Annotated in this window: 15 protein-coding genes; 3 read left to right on the top strand and 12 right to left on the bottom strand. The window is 62.4% G+C overall.

Annotated features, from left to right (window positions below; translation table 11 throughout):
- Nucleotides 1-74: 74 nt before the first annotated feature.
- Nucleotides 75-737: a response regulator transcription factor gene (locus ATY02_RS06600; protein ID WP_068583611.1), complete on the top strand. Its 663-nt coding sequence runs from the start codon at nt 75-77 to the stop codon at nt 735-737.
- Here ATY02_RS06600 and ATY02_RS06595 read toward each other — a convergent pair.
- The 6 genes from ATY02_RS06595 to xerD form a co-directional block, all read right to left on the bottom strand.
- Nucleotides 734-1996: an EAL domain-containing protein gene (locus ATY02_RS06595; RefSeq protein ID WP_068583609.1), complete on the bottom strand. Its 1263-nt coding sequence runs from the start codon at nt 1994-1996 to the stop codon at nt 734-736. The two genes, ATY02_RS06600 and ATY02_RS06595, sit on opposite strands and share 4 nt — an antisense overlap.
- 91 nt (nt 1997-2087) lie before the next feature.
- A complete protein-coding gene (locus ATY02_RS06590) occupies nt 2088-5681 on the bottom strand; it encodes an ATP-binding protein (protein WP_068583607.1) in 3594 nt (1197 codons plus the stop codon).
- A gap of 88 nt (nt 5682-5769) precedes the next feature.
- Nucleotides 5770-7179, bottom strand: coding sequence for a threonine synthase (gene thrC / locus ATY02_RS06585; protein WP_068583604.1), 1410 nt, complete (start codon nt 7177-7179; stop codon nt 5770-5772).
- A gap of 104 nt (nt 7180-7283) precedes the next feature.
- Entirely contained in the window at nt 7284-8588 is a 1305-nt protein-coding gene (locus ATY02_RS06580) for a homoserine dehydrogenase (RefSeq protein WP_068583601.1), read from the bottom strand.
- A 135-nt stretch (nt 8589-8723) separates the two neighbouring features.
- Entirely contained in the window at nt 8724-9455 is a 732-nt protein-coding gene (locus ATY02_RS06575) for a thioredoxin fold domain-containing protein (RefSeq protein ID WP_068583598.1), read from the bottom strand.
- A 144-nt stretch (nt 9456-9599) separates the two neighbouring features.
- A complete protein-coding gene (xerD, locus tag ATY02_RS06570) occupies nt 9600-10496 on the bottom strand; it encodes a site-specific tyrosine recombinase XerD (RefSeq protein WP_068583594.1) in 897 nt (298 codons plus the stop codon).
- Between the two features lie 106 nt (nt 10497-10602).
- On the opposite strand from xerD, the gene ATY02_RS06565 reads away from it, so the two are divergent.
- Nucleotides 10603-12405, top strand: a complete 1803-nt coding sequence (locus ATY02_RS06565) for a cation:proton antiporter (protein ID WP_068583592.1) — start codon at nt 10603-10605, stop codon at nt 12403-12405.
- 4 nt (nt 12406-12409) lie between these two features.
- On the opposite strand, the gene ATY02_RS06560 is transcribed toward ATY02_RS06565, so the two are convergent.
- The 6 genes from ATY02_RS06560 to ffh form a co-directional block, all read right to left on the bottom strand.
- A complete protein-coding gene (locus tag ATY02_RS06560; protein ID WP_022642499.1) occupies nt 12410-12823 on the bottom strand; it encodes an acyl-CoA thioesterase in 414 nt (137 codons plus the stop codon).
- 91 nt (nt 12824-12914) lie between these two features.
- The gene (rplS, locus tag ATY02_RS06555; protein ID WP_009047143.1) at nt 12915-13265 is read right to left on the bottom strand and encodes a 50S ribosomal protein L19; all 351 of its coding nucleotides are present in this window, start codon (nt 13263-13265) and stop codon (nt 12915-12917) included.
- Nucleotides 13266-13310: 45 nt separating this feature from the next.
- Nucleotides 13311-14063 carry a tRNA (guanosine(37)-N1)-methyltransferase TrmD gene (trmD, locus tag ATY02_RS06550; protein WP_068583589.1) on the bottom strand — a complete coding sequence of 251 codons (753 nt, stop codon included), beginning with the start codon at nt 14061-14063 and terminating at the stop codon, nt 13311-13313.
- Between the two features lie 2 nt (nt 14064-14065).
- Nucleotides 14066-14602, bottom strand: a complete 537-nt coding sequence (rimM, locus tag ATY02_RS06545; protein ID WP_068583586.1) for a ribosome maturation factor RimM — start codon at nt 14600-14602, stop codon at nt 14066-14068.
- 4 nt (nt 14603-14606) lie between these two features.
- A complete protein-coding gene (rpsP, locus tag ATY02_RS06540; RefSeq protein WP_007927680.1) occupies nt 14607-14858 on the bottom strand; it encodes a 30S ribosomal protein S16 in 252 nt (83 codons plus the stop codon).
- 249 nt (nt 14859-15107) lie between these two features.
- Nucleotides 15108-16484 carry a signal recognition particle protein gene (gene ffh / locus ATY02_RS06535; RefSeq protein ID WP_068583582.1) on the bottom strand — a complete coding sequence of 459 codons (1377 nt, stop codon included), beginning with the start codon at nt 16482-16484 and terminating at the stop codon, nt 15108-15110.
- Between the two features lie 208 nt (nt 16485-16692).
- On the opposite strand from ffh, the gene ATY02_RS06530 reads away from it, so the two are divergent.
- The gene (locus ATY02_RS06530) at nt 16693-17505 is read left to right on the top strand and encodes a cytochrome C assembly family protein (protein WP_068583580.1); all 813 of its coding nucleotides are present in this window, start codon (nt 16693-16695) and stop codon (nt 17503-17505) included.
- The last annotated feature ends 1 nt before the right edge of the window (nt 17506 follow it).

The following is a 17506-nucleotide window of genomic DNA, read 5'->3' as shown; positions in this document are numbered from 1 at the left end:
TCAATCGAGCATGCACGGGTAATATGACAGGCAGAAAACGGCCGCCCACGCTGCCTTTGCATTGGAGCCCAGCCTTGAAAGCAACGCCGAACAACAAATTGCGCATCATCCTCGCCGACGACCACCCGATCTTCCTGATCGGCCTGCGCGCCGTGCTGGAACAGGACGACAGCCTGGTCATCGTCGGTGAAGCCAGCTCACCATCCGCTCTTTTTCAGTTGGTGCAGGACACGCCATGCGATGTGCTGGTGACCGATTTCATGATGCCCGAGGAGCAGCAGAACGATGGCCTGCGCCTGCTCGAGCAGCTACGCCGGCATCATCCCGGAATGCCCATCGTAGTGGTGACCATGCTCAACCACGCCGGGCTGTTCCGCTCGATCCTCGACCTTGGTGTCATGGGCCTGCTGAGCAAGGCCAGCCTGGCCCAGGAGCTGCCCAGCGCCATTGCCCATGCACGCCAGCACAAGCCCTACGTAGCCCAGGCCATCCAGCGGGCCCTGAGCCTGGCCGGTGAAGTGGGGCCCGACCGCCTGGCCTCCAAGGAACAGCTATCGCCCAGGGAACTGGAGGTGATCCGCTTGCTCGCCGCCGGCCATGCGGTGGGCGAGATCGCCGCCCAGCTCAACCGCAGCAAACAAACCGTCAGCGCTCAGAAGGTCAGTGCCATGCGCAAGCTGGGCCTTTCCAGCGAGGCGGCTTTGTATATCTACGTCCAGGAACACGGGCTGGCCTAGGCACACATCCCGGCGGCCCGCACCGCCGATTGCGCGGACTCGCGCCCCAGGGTTTGCGCCAGCCATTGGCGCATGTCCGCGGCGCTCATCGGCGGCGCCATGAAGCACCCTTGCAGATGGGCCGCGCCCATGGTCTTGGCCACCTGGTACTCGGCTTCGGTCTCGATCCCCGCCACCACCACGCCCAAGGCGATGCGCCGGGCCATGCCCACTGCACTACCGACCAGCGCTTGTTTGCGCTCATCCATGGCCATGCCGGCGACGAATGCCGGAGGGATCTTCAGCTCGGTGAAAGGCAACTCCAAAAGGCGTTGCAAACTGGTACCGCCAACGCCGAAATCACCGATGGACAACTTGCAGCCGATCATCCGCAGGCGCAGCAAGGCCTCCACATGAGCGGTATCGGTCTGCAGGCGGGTGGTATCGACGATCTCCAGGGTCAACAGCCGCGCAGGAATCTCGAAGCGCCGCAGCAAGACCTCCAATTGACGCGGGAACAGCGGTCGCTCGAGGATGCCCACCGGAATGTTCACCGCCACCGGCAGCGCATGGCCCATCACCAGCCTCACTCCCGCCGCCAGCTCCAGCGCCTGCTCCAGCATGTGCCAGGTGAACACTTCCTGCAGGCCGGCGAACTCGATCAACGACAGGAACTCGGCCGGCATCAACAGCCCGCGCTCCGGATGCTCCCAGCGCGCCAGCGCTTCGACGCCATGCAACCCGCCACACCGCTGGATGACTGGCTGAAAGTGCGCCACCCCGTGGCCCAGGATCGCCGCTACGCCTTCTTCTGGGGAGACATCCTCTGGGGCGAACAGATCCAGGGCCAGCAAGTCCCGGAGCAAGGCCTGGTTGAGTGCCGGCCCCTGGCGAGAGAACTGCTGATAGGTCGTGAGCAGCTCGCCGATCACCGCCACCGACGCTGGCTTGGGCAGGCAGGCGAGGATTTTCAGCCCCAGTTCCCGGGCCATGCCCGCGGCGCCTTCGAGCACATCCGGTTCGGCGTCGCTGAGGATGATCAGGGCCTCGGCCTGCCGCTCCCGGGCCAGTTCGCGGATCAACTCCAGGCCATCGGCCTCTTCCAGGTAGAGATCGCAGATGGCGATATCCACCGGCCCCTTGCTCACCAGCGAACGCCGTGCGGACTCCAGGTTCTCGGCGGCCAGCACGTTGTACACGCCATTGGCGTTGAGCATCTGGTGCAGGGCCATCAGCTGGAACGAGTTGTCTTCGAGAATCAGCACTTTAAGCGAATGCATGGGGCAACCTCCGGTACGACACAAGCGGGAACAGTCCACTAAGGGGTCGACACGGTAACCAGGCAAACCTTAATCACACATAGGACAAGTCCTAAACGTCCAAGGCTGCCTGGATATCACCATGCAAATTATCGATGGCCTCCCGTAACGCCGGCCACCGCTCCTCGATCCCTTCCCCGGCCTTGATCCGCGCCTCCGCCTCGATGCAGGCCTTGGCCAGTGGCAAGGCATCGATCAGGCAACAGACGCCCTTGAGCCGGTGCAAGGTGGCGCCCAGGCGCCCTGGATGGCGATCTTGCATGGCCACCTCCAGGGCCTGGCGCTCCTGGGCCAGGTTGCGCTGCAACTCCTGCAGCATGCGCTGCAGTATCTGCTCGTCGGCCTGGGTCATCGCTCGCAGGGTCTGGATATCGAAGGAGGGCGGCGGCAGGAACCGCGCCAGCGTCTGCGCCAGCTGATCCAGGGTCACCGGCTTGACCAGCAGCAGGTCCATGCCCGCCCGCTCGCAACGCTCATGCTCATCCTCGAAGGCATTGGCCGTGCAACCGATCACCGGACAAGCGTCGCGCCCCTGCTGCGCCTCGAACCGCCGGATCGCCTCGACCAGGGCATAACCGCTCATGCCCGGCATCTGGCAGTCGGTCATCACCAAGTCGAACCCGCCGTCCTGCCAGAGCTCCAGCGCTTCCCGGGCGTTGTCGCAGGCTACCACCCGATGTCCGAGGAACATCAGCTGCTGGCTGAGGACCATGCGGTTGGCGCTCAGGTCATCCACCACCAGCACTTCGATGCTGCGACTAGGCGGGCGCTCGGCCGCCGTGGCCGAGGCTGTGGAGTCCTCGTCCAGCTGTTCCAGCGCCAGTTCGATGGTCACTACTGTCCCGGCACCCGGGGCGCTGTGCAGCTCGATGCGCCCACCCATCAGCTCGACCAACTGGCGGCAGATACTCAGCCCCAGGCCGGTGCCGCCATGGGCCTGGGAAGTCGTGGTATCGGCCTGGACGAAGGGCGTGAACAGCTTCTCCTGCTGCTCGGGACTGATCCCCGGCCCGGTATCCGCGACGCTGATACGCAGGCTGGCAAGAGCACAGTCCACCTCCAGGCGCTCGACCTGGATGCGCACCTGGCCTTCGCTGGTGAACTTCAGGGCATTGCTCAACAGGTTGTGCAAGACCTGGCGCAGGCGCAGCGGATCGAACAGGTAGCGACCCCTGGCCTGTTCGTCGAACACCAGTTGCAACTGCACACCGCGGCTGCGCGCAGTGGCGTCGAACAGCTGGCGAATGCTCTCGAAGAACGGCTTGAGGGCCGTGGCTTGTGGCGCCAGTTGCATGTAGCCGGCCTCGATCTTGGCCAGGTCGAGGCTGTCGCCCATCAGGCTGATCAGCTCCTGGGCGGACTGGTACGCCACCCGCAGGGCTTCGGAGAACGGCGCGCCGCGCACCCTGGCCTGTTCCTTCTCCAGCTCCAGCAGGCCGATGATCGCAGTCATCGGCGTGCGGATTTCATGGCTCATGGTGGAGAGAAAGGCGCTCTTGGCCGCATTGGCCTGGTCGGCGGCCTGGCGCGCCTGGACCAGCTGGTTCTCCAGGCGCTTGCGCTCGGTGATATCGATCCAACCGCCCAAAAGCCCCTGTAACTGCCCTTCGGCGCTGTAGAACGGCACCGTCCATTGGTAGGCGTGGATCGGCCCGTGGCGGGTTTCCACTTGCCGGTCGGCGAACACCGACTGCTCGGAGGCCAGCAGCTGCATGAGTTCGTCATGCAGCTGGCGGGCGGTGTCTGCCGGCAGTAGGTCCAGGTCGATCAACCGGCGCCCCTGGATCCGCTCCAGGCGAGTGCCCAGTTGCTGTTCGTAGCTCTTGTTGCAAGTGATCAGGCGCCCTTGCAGGTCGCGGACGAAAACCGGGTTGGGCATGCCATCGAGCAACGCGCGCTTGAAGGCCAGCTGGTCGTTCAAGCGCTGCTCGGCCTCCAGCCGCTGCTGGATCTGGCGCTTGAGCCGGCTGCTCCAGGCCAGCGACAGCAGACCGAACAGCAGCGCTGTACAGATGGCCCAGTAGACCCAATCCGGCACCCGTTGCCAGACGGGCATCGGCACCGGGGTCGAGCCCAGCCACTTCAGGCGCGTGGCACTGAGCTCGGCCACTGGCAGGGCCTCCAGGGCCTTGTTCAGGATGCTCAGCAATTCAGGCTGGTCCTTGCGCACGGCGAACTCGTCGGCGGACCAGGTCCCCTCGACGCTGCGCCCTGCCCGCAACCCTTCATAGGCCAGGTCCAGCGCTTGTACCTGGATCTCGTTCTGGATGGTGGCCAGGGCTTCGCCGCTCTTGACCAGGGCCCGGGCCTCCTCGTAGTTGGCCACGCTGCGCAGGCGGATATCGGGATAGTTGCGCCGGATATAGCTTTCCAGGGTATGCCGGGCCGGCAGCGCCAACACCTCGCCCGCCATCTGCTTGAGGCTGCCCAGGCGACGATCCTCGGGACGAACGACGAACACCCAGGAGGCGCCACCGAAGGCGTGGGAGAAGTTCAGGAACAGCCGCCGGTCCTCGCTGTCGGTCAGGGTGGTGTTCATCTGCGCCTGACCGCTTTCCAGCAACTCCAGGGTCTGGGCGGTGGACGCGCTCTGCTTGTGGACGAAATGCAGCCCGGTCATGCGCGCGATCCGGTTGAGCAGGTCGATGTTCAGGCCGACCCAGCGTCCTTCCTTGTCCTTGAACACATGGGGCGGATAGGACTGGGACGCCACCAGGACATGGGGATGCTGGAGAATCCAGGCTTGCTCCTCGGCGCTCAGCTCGATGCGCTCGCCGGAGTTGGTGCCCAGGCCCGTGGTCCAGCGCGCCTGGATTTCCCGGCGCAGCGATTCGTCGATGCTCTGCAGCGCCTCTTCCAGCAATTGCGCCAGGCGTGGGTTGTCATCACGGGTAGCGAAGGCGAAGCCAGTGGGCGGCAAGCGGCTTTGTTCATGGATCTGCACCGCCAGGTAGGGTCGCAGGGCCTTGTAGGCGCGGACGATGATCTCGTTGCCGATAAAGACATCGGTATCGCCCTGGTTCAGGGCTTCCAGGCCGCTGTAGAGGTTGGGCGAGAGCATGATCTGGCTGTCCGGGTAGGCCGCATGGACCTGCGCGGCATTGGCATAGCCATCGAGCAGCACCAAGCGCTTGCCGGCCAGGTCGTCATCGGGCTCCAGCTCGTCACGGCGCACGACCACCACGGCCTTGTCCGGCATGTAGTCACTGGTGAAACGCAGCCCCGGCACACCGCGCTCATAACCGTTGGCGCTGGTGAGGATATCGATGGTGCCGTTGCGCAGGGCCTCGACCGCCTGTTCCCGCTCGGAAAACCCCAGCACCTCCATGCTCACCCCCAGTCGTTCGCCCACCAGCCCCAGGTAATCGGCGCTGATGCCCTGGTAACGGTTGCGGTCGCGGGTGATATCGATGGGCTGGTAGTCGTCGATGGCGATGCCTACCCGCAGGGTCGGGTGCGCCGCCAGCCATTGGCGCTCGGCAGGCTTCAGGTCCAGCGGCTCGAGGTCGATGAAAGCCGGCACCAGCTTGAAGGGCAGGCTCTTCGCTGCGCTGGCCGGCAAGGCGTGGAGCATGGCCCAGGCCAGCAGGCCGACGAGCAGCCAGGACAGCGCAAAGCGACTGCGAGAGGTTCGATGGGGCATCATCCGGGCTCCCTGCCTGTGCTGGGCAACAGGTGCGCAAAAAAACAAAGCCCGTCAGGAGACGGGCTTCGTGATCGGCAAGACCGGTAGATCAGAGTGGCTTGCCGCGATTGCCGTGCTGGCTGACAAAAGCCTGCACTGCTTTGAGGTCGTTGGCCAGGACCGTGCAACGCTCTTCACGCTGGAACAGGTCAGCCAGGTGCGCTGGCAGCTCCAGGGCCTTGCCGACGCCGGCCTTCTCTACCGCATCCGGGAACTTGACCGGATGCGCCGTACCGAGGGTGACCATCGGTGTATCGAGGCTGCGACGGCACTCGCGGGCCGCCCGCACGCCAATGGCGGTGTGCGGGTCCAGCACCTCGCCAGTCTGGGCGAAGACTTCGGCGATGGTCTGGCAGGTTTGCTCGTCATTCACCGCCAGGGAGTCGAACAGCTTGCGCGCTTCGGTCCAGCGGTCCTGGTCGACGCTGAAGCCGCCGCCCTGCTTGAAGTTATCCATCAAGCCAGCGATAGCTGCGCCATTGCGACCGTGCAGGTCGAACAGCAGGCGCTCGAAGTTCGACGAAACCATGATGTCCATGGACGGCGACAGGGTTGCGTGCAGGGTTTCCTTGACGTACTGGTTGCCGCTCATGAAGCGGTGCAGGATGTCGTTGCGGTTGGTCGCCACGATCAGTTGGCTGATCGGCAGGCCCATGTTGCGCGCCAGGTAACCGGCGAAGATATCGCCGAAGTTGCCGGTGGGCACCGAGAACGCCACGGAACGCGCCGGGCCACCCAGCTGCAGGGCCGCATGGAAGTAGTAGACGATCTGGGCCATGATCCGCGCCCAGTTGATGGAGTTGACCGCCACCAGGCGAGTGCCCTTGAGGAAGCCCTGGTCGGCGAAGCTGGCCTTGACCATCTCCTGGCAGTCGTCGAAGTTGCCTTCGATGGCGATGTTGTGGATGTTCTCGCCCAGGATGGTGGTCATCTGCCGACGCTGCACTTCCGAAACCCGGTTGTGCGGGTGCAGGATGAAGATGTCGACGTTATCGCAACGCTTGCAGCCTTCGATGGCCGCCGAGCCGGTATCGCCGGAAGTGGCGCCGATGATCACCACGCGCTCGCCGCGCTTCTCCAGGACGTGATCCAGCAGGCGACCCAGCAGTTGCAGGGCGAAGTCCTTGAACGCCAGGGTCGGGCCGTGGAACAGCTCCATCACCCATTCGTTGCCATTGAGCTGGCGCAGCGGTGCCACCGAGCCATGGGCGAAGACGCCGTAGGTTTCCTCGAGGATCTTCTTGAAGTCGGCATCGGCGATGCTGCCGCTGACGAATGGGCGCATGACCCGGAACGCCAGCTCGTGATACGGCAAGCCAGCCCAGGAGGCGATTTCTTCCTGGGTGAAACGCGGCAGGTTCTCCGGCACATAGAGACCGCCATCGCTGGCCAGACCGGCCAGCAGTACATCTTCGAAATTCAGGGCCGGTGCCTGGCCGCGGGTGCTGATGTAACGCATAAGAGCAAACCTTCGGTTTGAGCTGCAAGCTGCAAGCTACAAGCGACAAGTCAAAGCAGATCCGCTTCTGACTGGCCACTGGCTACTTGCAGCTTGCCGCTGCATTAATTGAGATGTTCGACGCGGATACGCACCACTGGGCCGACGACGCCCTGCAGGGCCTCCAGCGCGGTGATCGCATCGCTGATGTGGCGCTCCAGGACCCGGTGGGTCAGCAGGATCATCGGCACCAGGCCATCCTGCTCTTCCACTTCCTTCTGCATGATCGACTCGATGTTGATGCCGCGTACGGAAAGAATACTCGCCACCTGGGCCAGCACGCCCGGATGATCCTTGGCCTGGATACGCAGGTAATAGGCGCTCTCGCTGGCCTCGATCGGCAGGATCGGATGGTCGGACAGCGAATCAGGCTGGAAGGCCAGGTGCGGCACGCGGTTCTCCGAATCGCTGGTCATGGCGCGGACCACGTCCACCAGGTCGGCCACCACCGAGGAAGCGGTGGGCTCCATGCCGGCGCCCGCACCATAGAACAGGGTCGAACCGGCGGCATCGCCATTGACCATGACCGCGTTCATCACGCCGTTGACGTTGGCGATCAGGCGATCGGCAGGGATCAGGGTCGGATGCACCCGCAACTCGATGCCGGATTCGGTACGACGAGCCACGCCCAGGTGCTTGATGCGATAACCCAGGGCCTCGGCGTAGTTCACATCGGCCGTGGTCAGCTTGGTGATGCCTTCGGTGTAGGCCTTGTCGAACTGCAACGGGATACCAAAGGCAATGGAGGCCAGGATCGTCAGCTTGTGGGCAGCGTCGATACCTTCCACGTCGAAGGTCGGGTCGGCCTCGGCATAACCCAGGGCCTGGGCCTCGGCCAGCACGTCTTCGAAGGTCCGGCCCTTTTCGCGCATCTCCGAAAGGATGAAGTTGCCGGTGCCGTTGATGATTCCCGCCAGCCAGTTGATGCGGTTGGCCGAGAGGCCTTCGCGGATCGCCTTGATCACCGGGATGCCACCGGCCACCGCGGCTTCGAAGGCGACGATCACGCCCTTCTCCTGGGCCTTGGCGAAGATTTCGTTACCGTGCACGGCGATCAGCGCCTTGTTCGCGGTGACCACATGCTTGCCGTTCTCGATGGCCTTGAGCACCAGCTCGCGAGCCACGGTGTAGCCACCCACCAGCTCGATGACGATATCGATCTCAGGGTTGGTGGCCACGGCGAAGACATCGTTGGTAATCGCAATACCGGTCGTCTGGAACTGAGGCTTTGGCGTACGGGTAGCAATCTGCGCTACTTCGATTCCACGCCCGGCACGACGGGCAATCTCCTCGGCGTTGCGCTGAAGTACGTTTAGGGTACCGCCACCGACAGTACCCAGCCCACAGATGCCTACTTTGACCGGATTCACTCTGAACTCCCCATAAAACGGCCGACTCTAGGCCGGCCGTGGAAATCAGCCGCAAACAGCGCGGCTCTCTATTAATGACCCGCCGGCTGCAACCGACGGGCCATGATCGTCAAAGGCTAGCGTGACGATGCAGGATTATTTCGCACCCAGTGCCAGTTTGGCGATCTGCGGTGCAGGCTGATAGCCCGGAATTACCTGACCGTCGGCCAGGACGATGGCTGGCGTGCCATTGACACCGATCGACTGGCCCAGGGCGAATTGCTTGGAAACCGGGTTGGCGCACTTGGCGGCCTTGATTTCCTTGCCATCGACCATCTTGTCCATGGCGGCTTTCTTGTCCGCCGAACACCATACTGCCTGCAGCTGCTCGTCGCCCGGCGAGCCCAGGCCCTGACGCGGGAATGCGACATAGCGCACCTCGACGCCCAGCTTGTTCAACGCCGGGATCTCGGCGTGCAGCTTGTGGCAGTACGGGCAGGTGGTGTCGGTGAATACGGTGATATGGGTCTTGGTCTCGCCAACGGCCGGATAGACCACAGTTTCAGCGACTGGAATGCCATTGATCAACTTGGAAATACCCAGGCGCTCGGTTTTTTCCGTGAGGTTGACCGGCTTGCCGTCCTTGAGCTGGAACAGATAGCCCTGGACCACGAACTGGCCGTCGGCGCTGGCGTACAGTACCCGGCTGCCCTTGAGCTTGACTTCATACAGCCCGGAAAGAGGACTGGCGGTGATGCTCTCCACCGGGACCTCGAGCTGCAGGGTCTCGAGGCTCTTGCGAATGGCTTTCTCGGCACTGTCATCGGCCATGGCGAAAGTGCTGAGCAACGCCAGGGAAGCGGCGGCAAAAATCTGGGTCAAGCGCATGGGAACTCCTGAAGGCGGGCAAATGGGCAATGGGAGCGGTCGCTGCAGCAACGACTCGCCAGCGCCCGTTTGGCGAACCGGCAAAGCCTACCACATCTGTTTGCCTGCACCGACTACGGGCGATGCAAAGCAAGCAAGCCCCGATCAGCCCCGTGGATGGTGCTTGGCGTGCAAGTCCTGCAAGCGTGCACGGGCCACATGGGTATAGATCTGGGTCGTGGACAGGTCACTATGGCCCAGTAGCATCTGCACCACCCGCAGGTCTGCACCATGATTGAGCAGATGGGTGGCAAAGGCATGACGCAATGTGTGCGGCGACAGGGTCTTGCCGATGCCGGCGACCTTGGCCTGGTGCTTGATCCGGTGCCAGAAGGTCTGCCGGGTCATCTGCTCGCCCCGCAGGCTGGGAAACAGCACGTCGCTGGGACGCCCACCCAGCAGCTCGGAACGAGCCCCACGCAGATAACGCTCCACCCAGGTAATGGCTTCCTCGCCCATGGGCACCAGGCGCTCCTTGCTGCCCTTGCCCATGACCCGCAGCACGCCCTGGCGCAGATTGACCTGTTCCAGGGTCAGGCTGACCAGCTCGGTAACCCGCAGGCCACAGGCGTAGAGCACTTCCAGCATGGCCCGATCGCGCTGGCCGATGGCTTCGCCCAGGTCGGGCGCTGCCAGCAAGGCCTCGACATCCGCTTCCGACAGCGACTTGGGCAGCGGGCGCCCCAGCTGCGGCATATCCACCTGCAGGGTCGGGTCGACGTCGATCAGTTTCTCGCGCAGCAGGTAGCGATAGAAACCGCGTACCCCAGAGAGGAAGCGGGCGGTGGAGCGCGGCTTGTAGGCCTGCTCGACGCGCCAGGCCAGGTGATCGAGGATCAGTTCGCGACCGGCGCGCGGCAACTCCACCCCCTGCTCCTGCAACCAGCCGTTGAACAGCGCCAGATCACTGCGATAGGCATCCCGGGTGTTTTCAGCAAGGCCCTTCTCCAGCCACAAGGCGTCGAGAAAACGGTCGATAAGGGGATGGTCGATGGCAGGCATAAAGACTCGAAAAGCACAGCTTGGAAGGCTGCGCAAAAAAATAGTGAACTGCGTGGAGGGTCGCTAGTCTTTCATAGCCAGCCATTTCAAGGAACAGGGTGCATCAATGAACGAACAACAGATTCTGCTGGCCTTTGGCGGCATTGGTGCTGCCGCACTGGGCTGCCAATGGCTGGCCTGGCGACTGAAGTTGCCAGCCATCCTGTTCCTGTTGCTCAGCGGCATTCTTGCCGGACCTGTGCTGGGCTGGCTCGATCCCCAGGAGATGTTCGGCCCGCTGCTGATGCCCCTGGTTTCCCTGGCGGTGGCACTGATCCTGTTCGAGGGCAGCCTGACCCTGCACCTCTCCGAGTGGCGCGAGATCGGTAGCGTAGTGCACCGCCTGGTCACTCTCGGCGCACTGTCTACCTGGGCGGTCATTACCCTGGCCACCCACTGGCTACTGGGTTTCGACTGGATGCTGGCGCTGCTGTTCGGCACCCTGACCCTGGTTACCGGGCCGACGGTGATCGTCCCCATGCTGCGGGTCGTACGTCCCAAGGCCTCCGTGGCCAATATCCTGCGCTGGGAAGGCATCGTCATCGACCCCATCGGCGCCCTGCTGGCGGTGGTGGTCTATAGCTTCATCATCGCCAGTGCCGAGGGCGCAGGCCTGAGCCACAGCTTGATGACCTTCGGCGGGGTGATCCTGTGCGGCAGCCTGTTCGGTATCGCTGGCGGCTGGGTCCTGGGCCAGATCATGCGCCGCCAGTGGCTGCCCGAGTACCTGCACAACCTGGCGACCCTGGCGGGTGTGCTGGGGATTTTCATCGCCTCCAACCGGGTCATGCATGAATCGGGACTGCTGGCGGTAACCTTGATGGGCATGTGGCTGGCCAACATGAAGGGCGTGGACGTCCGGCATATCCTGCACTTCAAGGAAAACCTCAGCGTGCTGCTGATTTCCGGACTGTTCATCCTGCTGGCGGCCCGCCTGGACCTCAAGGCACTGATCGCCCTCGGCCCGCTGGTGCTGATCCTGTTGCTGGTGATCCAGTTCATCGCCCGACCATTGAACGTGATGCTCTCCACCGCCGGCTCGAACCTGAACTGGCGCGAACGAGCCCTGCTGGCCTGGATCGCCCCAAGGGGCATTGTCGCGGCCGCGGTCTCGGCGATCTTCGCCATTCGCCTGGATGAGGCCGGGCATCAAGGCGCCCTGCTGCTGGTGCCCCTGACCTTCGCCGTGATCATTGGCACCGTGGTTCTGCAAAGCGCAACCGCACGCCCCCTGGCACGCCTGCTGAAAGTGGCCGAACCAGCGCCCAGTGGCTTCCTGATCGTCGGAGCCAATGGCCCGGCACGAATCATCGCCAAGGCCCTGCAACAACTGGGCAGCCGGGTACTGCTGACGGATTCCAGCTGGGAAAATATCCGCGCGGCACGCATGGAGGGGCTGCCCACCTACTTCGGCAACCCGGCCTCGCAACACGCCGATGCCCATCTGGACCTGGTAGGGCTTGGGCATCTACTGGCGCTATCGCCATCAGGGGAGCTGAACACCCTGGCCGCCATGCGTTTTCGCCATGATTTCGGCCATCAACGCCTGCATGCCCTGGCCAATAGCCAGGAAAGCCGGCGCTCCGACAAGCACCGCGCCAGTCATGAACATCGCGGCCAATTGCTGGGGAGCGAAGCCCTGACCTACACCAAGCTGGCCAGCTTGCTGGGCCAGGGCGCGGAGCTCTATAGCACCCACCTGACGGAAGCCTTCGGCTGGGAGGACTACCAAGCGCTGCATGGCGACCGCGCCACCTTGCTGTTTGCCCGCGATACCGGGGGCTGGGTCCATGTACTGACACCCGAAAGCAGCCTCAAGCCAGCACCAGGCTGGACCTTGCTCGCGCTGATCCAGCCGGACAACCAGTAACGATCTACGCCGCGAAGCCCGGCAGCACTGGAACCGGGCGTTTGTCATCGTCGATGGCAACAAAGCTGAACAGGCCATGGATGGCCTTCTCGCGACCATCGCAACTCATGCTCTCGACGAACACCTCGACCTCGACCTTGAGGCTGGTATTGCCCACCTTCACCACCCGCCCAACCAACTCGACGATGGAGCCCGCAGCGATCGGATGATTGAAGTCGATGCGGTCGGTGGACACCGTTACCAGCGGTAGCCGGCAAAAACGCGTGGCGGCGATAAACGAAACCTCATCCATCCAGGCCAGGGCAGTGCCGCCGAACAGGGTGTTGTGATGGTTGGTGGTGGAGGGGAATACCGCCTTGGTCACGCGGGTGACCGACAGCTCGGTACGGCGCTGGATTTCTTGCTCGCGAGGGGACATGGATCTACTGCCTGAAACACTGGGGAGAAATAAATGACGGGCAACAAAAAAGCAGCCCGTAGGCTGCTTTTTTCTGCATCGGAAGCTGGACTCAGGCCAGTTTTTCCTTGATGCGAGCTGCTTTACCCGACAGGTCGCGCAGGTAGTACAGCTTGGCTTTACGCACGTCACCGCGACGCTTGACAGCCATGCTGTCGATCTGCGGGCTGTAGGTCTGGAAAGTACGCTCTACGCCAACGCCGTTGGAGATTTTACGTACGGTGAACGCGCTGTTCACACCGCGGTTGCGCTTGGCGATAACTACGCCTTCGAACGCCTGCAGACGGGAACGATCACCTTCCTTCACTTTCACCTGAACGACAATGGTGTCGCCCGGGGCAAAGGCTGGGATCTCTTTGGTCATCTGCTCTGCTTCGAGTGCAAGGATGATTTTGTTGGTCATGCTGTGCTCCTAAGGTAAATCGTCGGATCTACCATCGATACGTTGTTAACTATCGTCCCGCTCGCGGAGATATTCCTCGAGCAGCTTCTTCTCTTCTCCAGAAAGCGAGCGTCTTTCCAGAAGATCAGCGCGTCGTTCGTAGGTCCTACCAAGGGACTGCTGCAAACGCCAACGCCGGATATGTGCATGATTGCCACTTAGCAACACGTCGGGAACACGCTGATCCGCATACACCTCAGGTCGGGTGTAGTGCGGGCAATCCAGCAGACCATCCGTGAAGGAGTCTTCCTCCGCGGAGTCCACATGCCCTAAAGCTCCGGGCAGCAGCCGTGTAACCGCATCGATCAGGACCATTGCCGGAAGCTCGCCCCCAGACAGTACATAGTCACCAATCGACCACTCTTCATCGACATGGGCTTCTATAAAGCGTTCGTCGATGCCTTCATAACGACCAGCAATCAGGATCAATGCATCCTCATTCGCCAACTCGCGTACCGCCGACTGATTCAGTTGACGGCCTTGGGGCGACAGGTAAATCACCTTCGCACCCTCCCCGGCTGCGCTCCTGGCCTGAACCAGTGCATCCTCCAGGGGCTTGATCTTCATCACCATGCCCGGTCCACCGCCAAATGGGCGATCGTCCACAGTGTGATGTCGATCCGTGGTGTAGTCTCGCGGATTCCAACAGGTGAGCTGCAACAGCCCTTGTTTCACCGCGCGGCTGGTTATGCCGTATTCGCTGATGGCGGAAAACATCTCGGGAAACAGACTGATCACTTCTACGCGCAAGTTAGCCACGCTTAGAAATCCGCGTCCCAATCCACCTTCATCTCGCCCGCGGCCAAGTCGACAGCCAACACGCATTGCTCGGTATAGGGCAACAGGCGTTCGCGATCATCCAGGCTGCCAGCGCAAGGCTTGACCACCATTACATCGTTCGAGCCGGTCTCCAGCAGGTGATCGATCTGCCCGAGCAATTGCCCGAGGGTGTCGATGACCTTGAGACCTTGCAGCTGGTACCAGTAGTACTCGCCGTCGGTCAGTTCGGGGAATTGGTTGCGCGGCACGCAGATCTCGTAACCGGCCAGAAGACGTGCTTCTTCGCGATCATCAAGACCCTTGAGCTTTGCGACCAGGAACTTATCGTTCCCTCGTCCGCTGACCAGCTCAACCTGCTTCACACTGCCTTCGCGCTTGAGCGTCCAGGCCTTGTACTGCAACAGGTTTTTAATCGGATCAGTAAAGGAAAAGACCTTCACTTCGCCGCGAACGCCATGAACAGAATAAATTTTGCCGACAACGATCAAATCATCAGCAGGGGCTGGCGTCGCGTTCATAGGTTCAGGCTGCAGCCTTAGCCGATTCCTTCAGCAGCTGAGCAACACGCTCAGATGGCTGTGCACCAACGCTCAGCCAGTAGGCTACGCGCTCTTGGTTCACGGACAGGCGAACTTCTTGACCACGAGCGATCGGGTTGAAGAAGCCAACTTGTTCTTTGTGCGAACCGTCGCGTGGGTTACGGCTGTCGGTCACAGTCAGGTGGTAAAACGGGCGCTTTTTGGAGCCGCCAAGGGCAAGACGGATTGTTAGCATGTGAACATCGTTCCTGTAGTCGGTGCTGCAAATCTAAATGCACAGCGGGCATGGGTGCCCGAAAGGCCGCATATTCTAAGGAATATCCGGACTTTTGCAAATGACTTTTTCCGGCGCCCGTCGGCTGCCATCCAGATTCGCCATGGAGCTGCCGCAAGCGGCAGCAGGAAGGACAGGCTTCTATCGGAGGCCTGCCCGCTTCCACGTCCCCGTGGAAAAGAGCGCCGGCATGATGGCCGGCGCGGATTCTCAGATCTTCGGCATACCGCCGCCGGGCAACATACCGCCCATGCCGCGCATCATCTTGGCCATCCCGCCCTTGGCGGAGAACTTCTTCATCATCTTCTGCATCTGCTTGTGCTGCTTGATCAAGCGGCCGATGTCCTGCACCTGGGTACCGGAGCCCATGGCGATCCGGCGCTTGCGCGAACCGCTGATCATCTCGGGATCGCGACGCTCGGCCGGAGTCATGGAATTGATGATGGCTTCCATCTGCTTGAACTGCTTTTCCGCAGCGTTCTGGGCGTTACCCATCTGGGACAGGTTGACCCCACCGATATTCGGCAGTTTGTCCATCAGGCCACCCAGACCGCCCATGTTCTTCATCTGTTGCAGCTGGTCGCGGAAGTCCTCGAGGTCGAAGCCCTTGCCCTTCTTCAGCTTCTTGGCCAGCTTGTCGGCCTTTTCCTTATCGAGGGTCTGCTCGGCCTGCTCGATCAGGCTGAGCACGTCGCCCATGCCCAGGATCCGCGAGGCGACACGCTCAGGGTGGAAAGGATCCAGGGCCTCGGTCTTCTCGCCCATGCCGATGAACTTGATCGGCTTGCCAGTAATGGCCCGCACCGACAGTGCGGCACCGCCCCGGGCATCACCGTCGACCTTGGTCAGGATCACGCCGGTCAGCGGCAGCGCATCGCCAAAGGCCTTGGCGGTATTGGCCGCGTCCTGGCCGGTCATCGCGTCGACCACGAACAGGGTTTCCACCGGCTTGATGGCCGCGTGCAGCGCCTGGATCTCGTCCATCATCTCGCTGTCGACGTGCAGGCGACCGGCGGTATCGACGATCACCACGTCGATGAACTTGAGCTTGGCTTCCTTTATAGCTGCTTCAGCGATAGCGACCGGCTTCTGACTCAGGTCCGACGGGAAGAAGGTCACGCCGATATCGTTGGCCAGGGTTTCCAGCTGCTTGATCGCCGCAGGACGGTAGATGTCCGCGGACACCACCATCACGCTCTTTTTCTTGCGCTCTTTAAGGAAGCGCGCCAGCTTGCCGGCAGTCGTGGTCTTACCCGCACCCTGCAGACCGGCCATCAGCACCACCGCTGGAGGCACCGCGCTGAGGTTCAGGTCTTCGTTGGCTGCGCCCATCAGGCTTTCCAGCTCGGCCTGGACGATCTTCACGAAGGCCTGGCCCGGGGTCAGGCTGCGCGACACTTCAGTGCCGACCGCACGCTCCTTCACCGAGTTGACGAAATCCTTGACCACCGGCAGGGCGACGTCGGCCTCGAGCAACGCCATGCGCACTTCGCGCAGGGTGTCTTTGATGTTGTCCTCGGTCAGCTTGGCCTTGCCGGTGACATGGCGCAGCGTCTGCGAGAGACGTTCGGTTAGGTTTTCAAACATGCTCGATCCTTTCAGGCCCAGGGTAGACCGGGGTAATGGCGGCCCAGAGCGTGATAAACAGGTGCTCGATGAGCCCGCGGCGTGGGCAGGTCGCGGATTATAGCGAAGACTGTGCGTGGCGCACACCTCGCCGTCTGCTCGCGTGGTCTTTCAGGGCTCTGGGTTCTATGCCAAACTCAACGACTTTCGGGCTTGCCTAACAGGATTTATGCTCCCCTTGTCACCCAGCTTGCTACCCACCCTCGCCGCCGCCATCCTTTATGCCGCTGCGACCCTCTATCAAGGCTCCCGCCTGGCCACAGGCGCCAAGGCGAACAAGCGCCTGCTGGTTACGCTTGGCGTCCTGGCCCTGGTGGCCCATGGCGTCAGCCTGCTGACCCACTTGCTGACCCCGGTCGGCCTGGGCCTGGACTTCTTCAGCGCCGCCAGCCTGATCGCCGCGGCCGTCATTGCCCTGACCTTGCTGGCCTGCTGGCGGATTCCCGTGGAGAACCTGCTGGTACTGCTGTTCCCCCTGGGCGCCCTGACAGCCCTGCTGGCGCAGTTCGTACCGACCGGCACAGTGCCGGTGATCGACGAAGAACCGGGCATCCTGGCCCATATCCTGCTCTCGATTCTGGCCTACGGCATGTTCACCATCGCGGTGTTCCAGGCCTTGCTCCTGCTGGTCCAGGACCATCAACTGAAGAACAAGCACCCTTCCGGGCTGATCAAGAATTTCCCTCCCCTGCAGACCATGGAGAGCCTGCTGTTCGGTTTCCTCTGGGCCGGGTGGACCCTGCTGTCGCTATCACTGATATCCGGCTGGCTGTTCGTCGAAAACCTGTTCGCCCAACACCTGGTCCACAAGACCTTGCTTGCCTGCCTGGCCTGGGTGGTGTTCAGCGTATTGCTCTGGGGTCGCACCCGCCTGGGCTGGCGCGGGCACAAGGCGATCCGCTGGACCCTGGCGGGCTTCTGCCTGCTGATGCTGGCGTACTTCGGCAGCAAGCTGGTCCGCGAATACATCCTGCATATCTGAC

It is taken from the genome of Pseudomonas sp. BIOMIG1BAC, from assembly GCF_001705995.2.
Taxonomy (GTDB): domain Bacteria; phylum Pseudomonadota; class Gammaproteobacteria; order Pseudomonadales; family Pseudomonadaceae; genus Aquipseudomonas; species Aquipseudomonas sessilinigenes.
Note: the sequence above shows the minus strand (reverse complement) of the source record. Positions and strands in the feature narration are given on the sequence as shown.

Excerpts from the sequence above, each read along its gene's own strand:
- ATY02_RS06595 (WP_068583609.1), bottom strand. The coding sequence starts at position 1,996 with ATGCATTCGCTTAAAGTGCTGATTCTCGAAGACAACTCGTTCCAGCTG.
- ATY02_RS06590 (WP_068583607.1), bottom strand. The coding sequence starts at position 5,681 with ATGATGCCCCATCGAACCTCTCGCAGTCGCTTTGCGCTGTCCTGGCTG.
- thrC (WP_068583604.1), bottom strand. The coding sequence starts at position 7,179 with ATGCGTTACATCAGCACCCGCGGCCAGGCACCGGCCCTGAATTTCGAA.
- ATY02_RS06575 (WP_068583598.1), bottom strand. The coding sequence starts at position 9,455 with ATGCGCTTGACCCAGATTTTTGCCGCCGCTTCCCTGGCGTTGCTCAGC.
- xerD (WP_068583594.1), bottom strand. The coding sequence starts at position 10,496 with ATGCCTGCCATCGACCATCCCCTTATCGACCGTTTTCTCGACGCCTTG.
- ATY02_RS06565 (WP_068583592.1), top strand. The coding sequence starts at position 10,603 with ATGAACGAACAACAGATTCTGCTGGCCTTTGGCGGCATTGGTGCTGCC.
- ATY02_RS06560 (WP_022642499.1), bottom strand. The coding sequence starts at position 12,823 with ATGTCCCCTCGCGAGCAAGAAATCCAGCGCCGTACCGAGCTGTCGGTC.
- rplS (WP_009047143.1), bottom strand. The coding sequence starts at position 13,265 with ATGACCAACAAAATCATCCTTGCACTCGAAGCAGAGCAGATGACCAAA.
- rimM (WP_068583586.1), bottom strand. The coding sequence starts at position 14,602 with ATGAACGCGACGCCAGCCCCTGCTGATGATTTGATCGTTGTCGGCAAA.
- rpsP (WP_007927680.1), bottom strand. The coding sequence starts at position 14,858 with ATGCTAACAATCCGTCTTGCCCTTGGCGGCTCCAAAAAGCGCCCGTTT.
- ffh (WP_068583582.1), bottom strand. The coding sequence starts at position 16,484 with ATGTTTGAAAACCTAACCGAACGTCTCTCGCAGACGCTGCGCCATGTC.
- ATY02_RS06530 (WP_068583580.1), top strand. The coding sequence starts at position 16,693 with ATGCTCCCCTTGTCACCCAGCTTGCTACCCACCCTCGCCGCCGCCATC.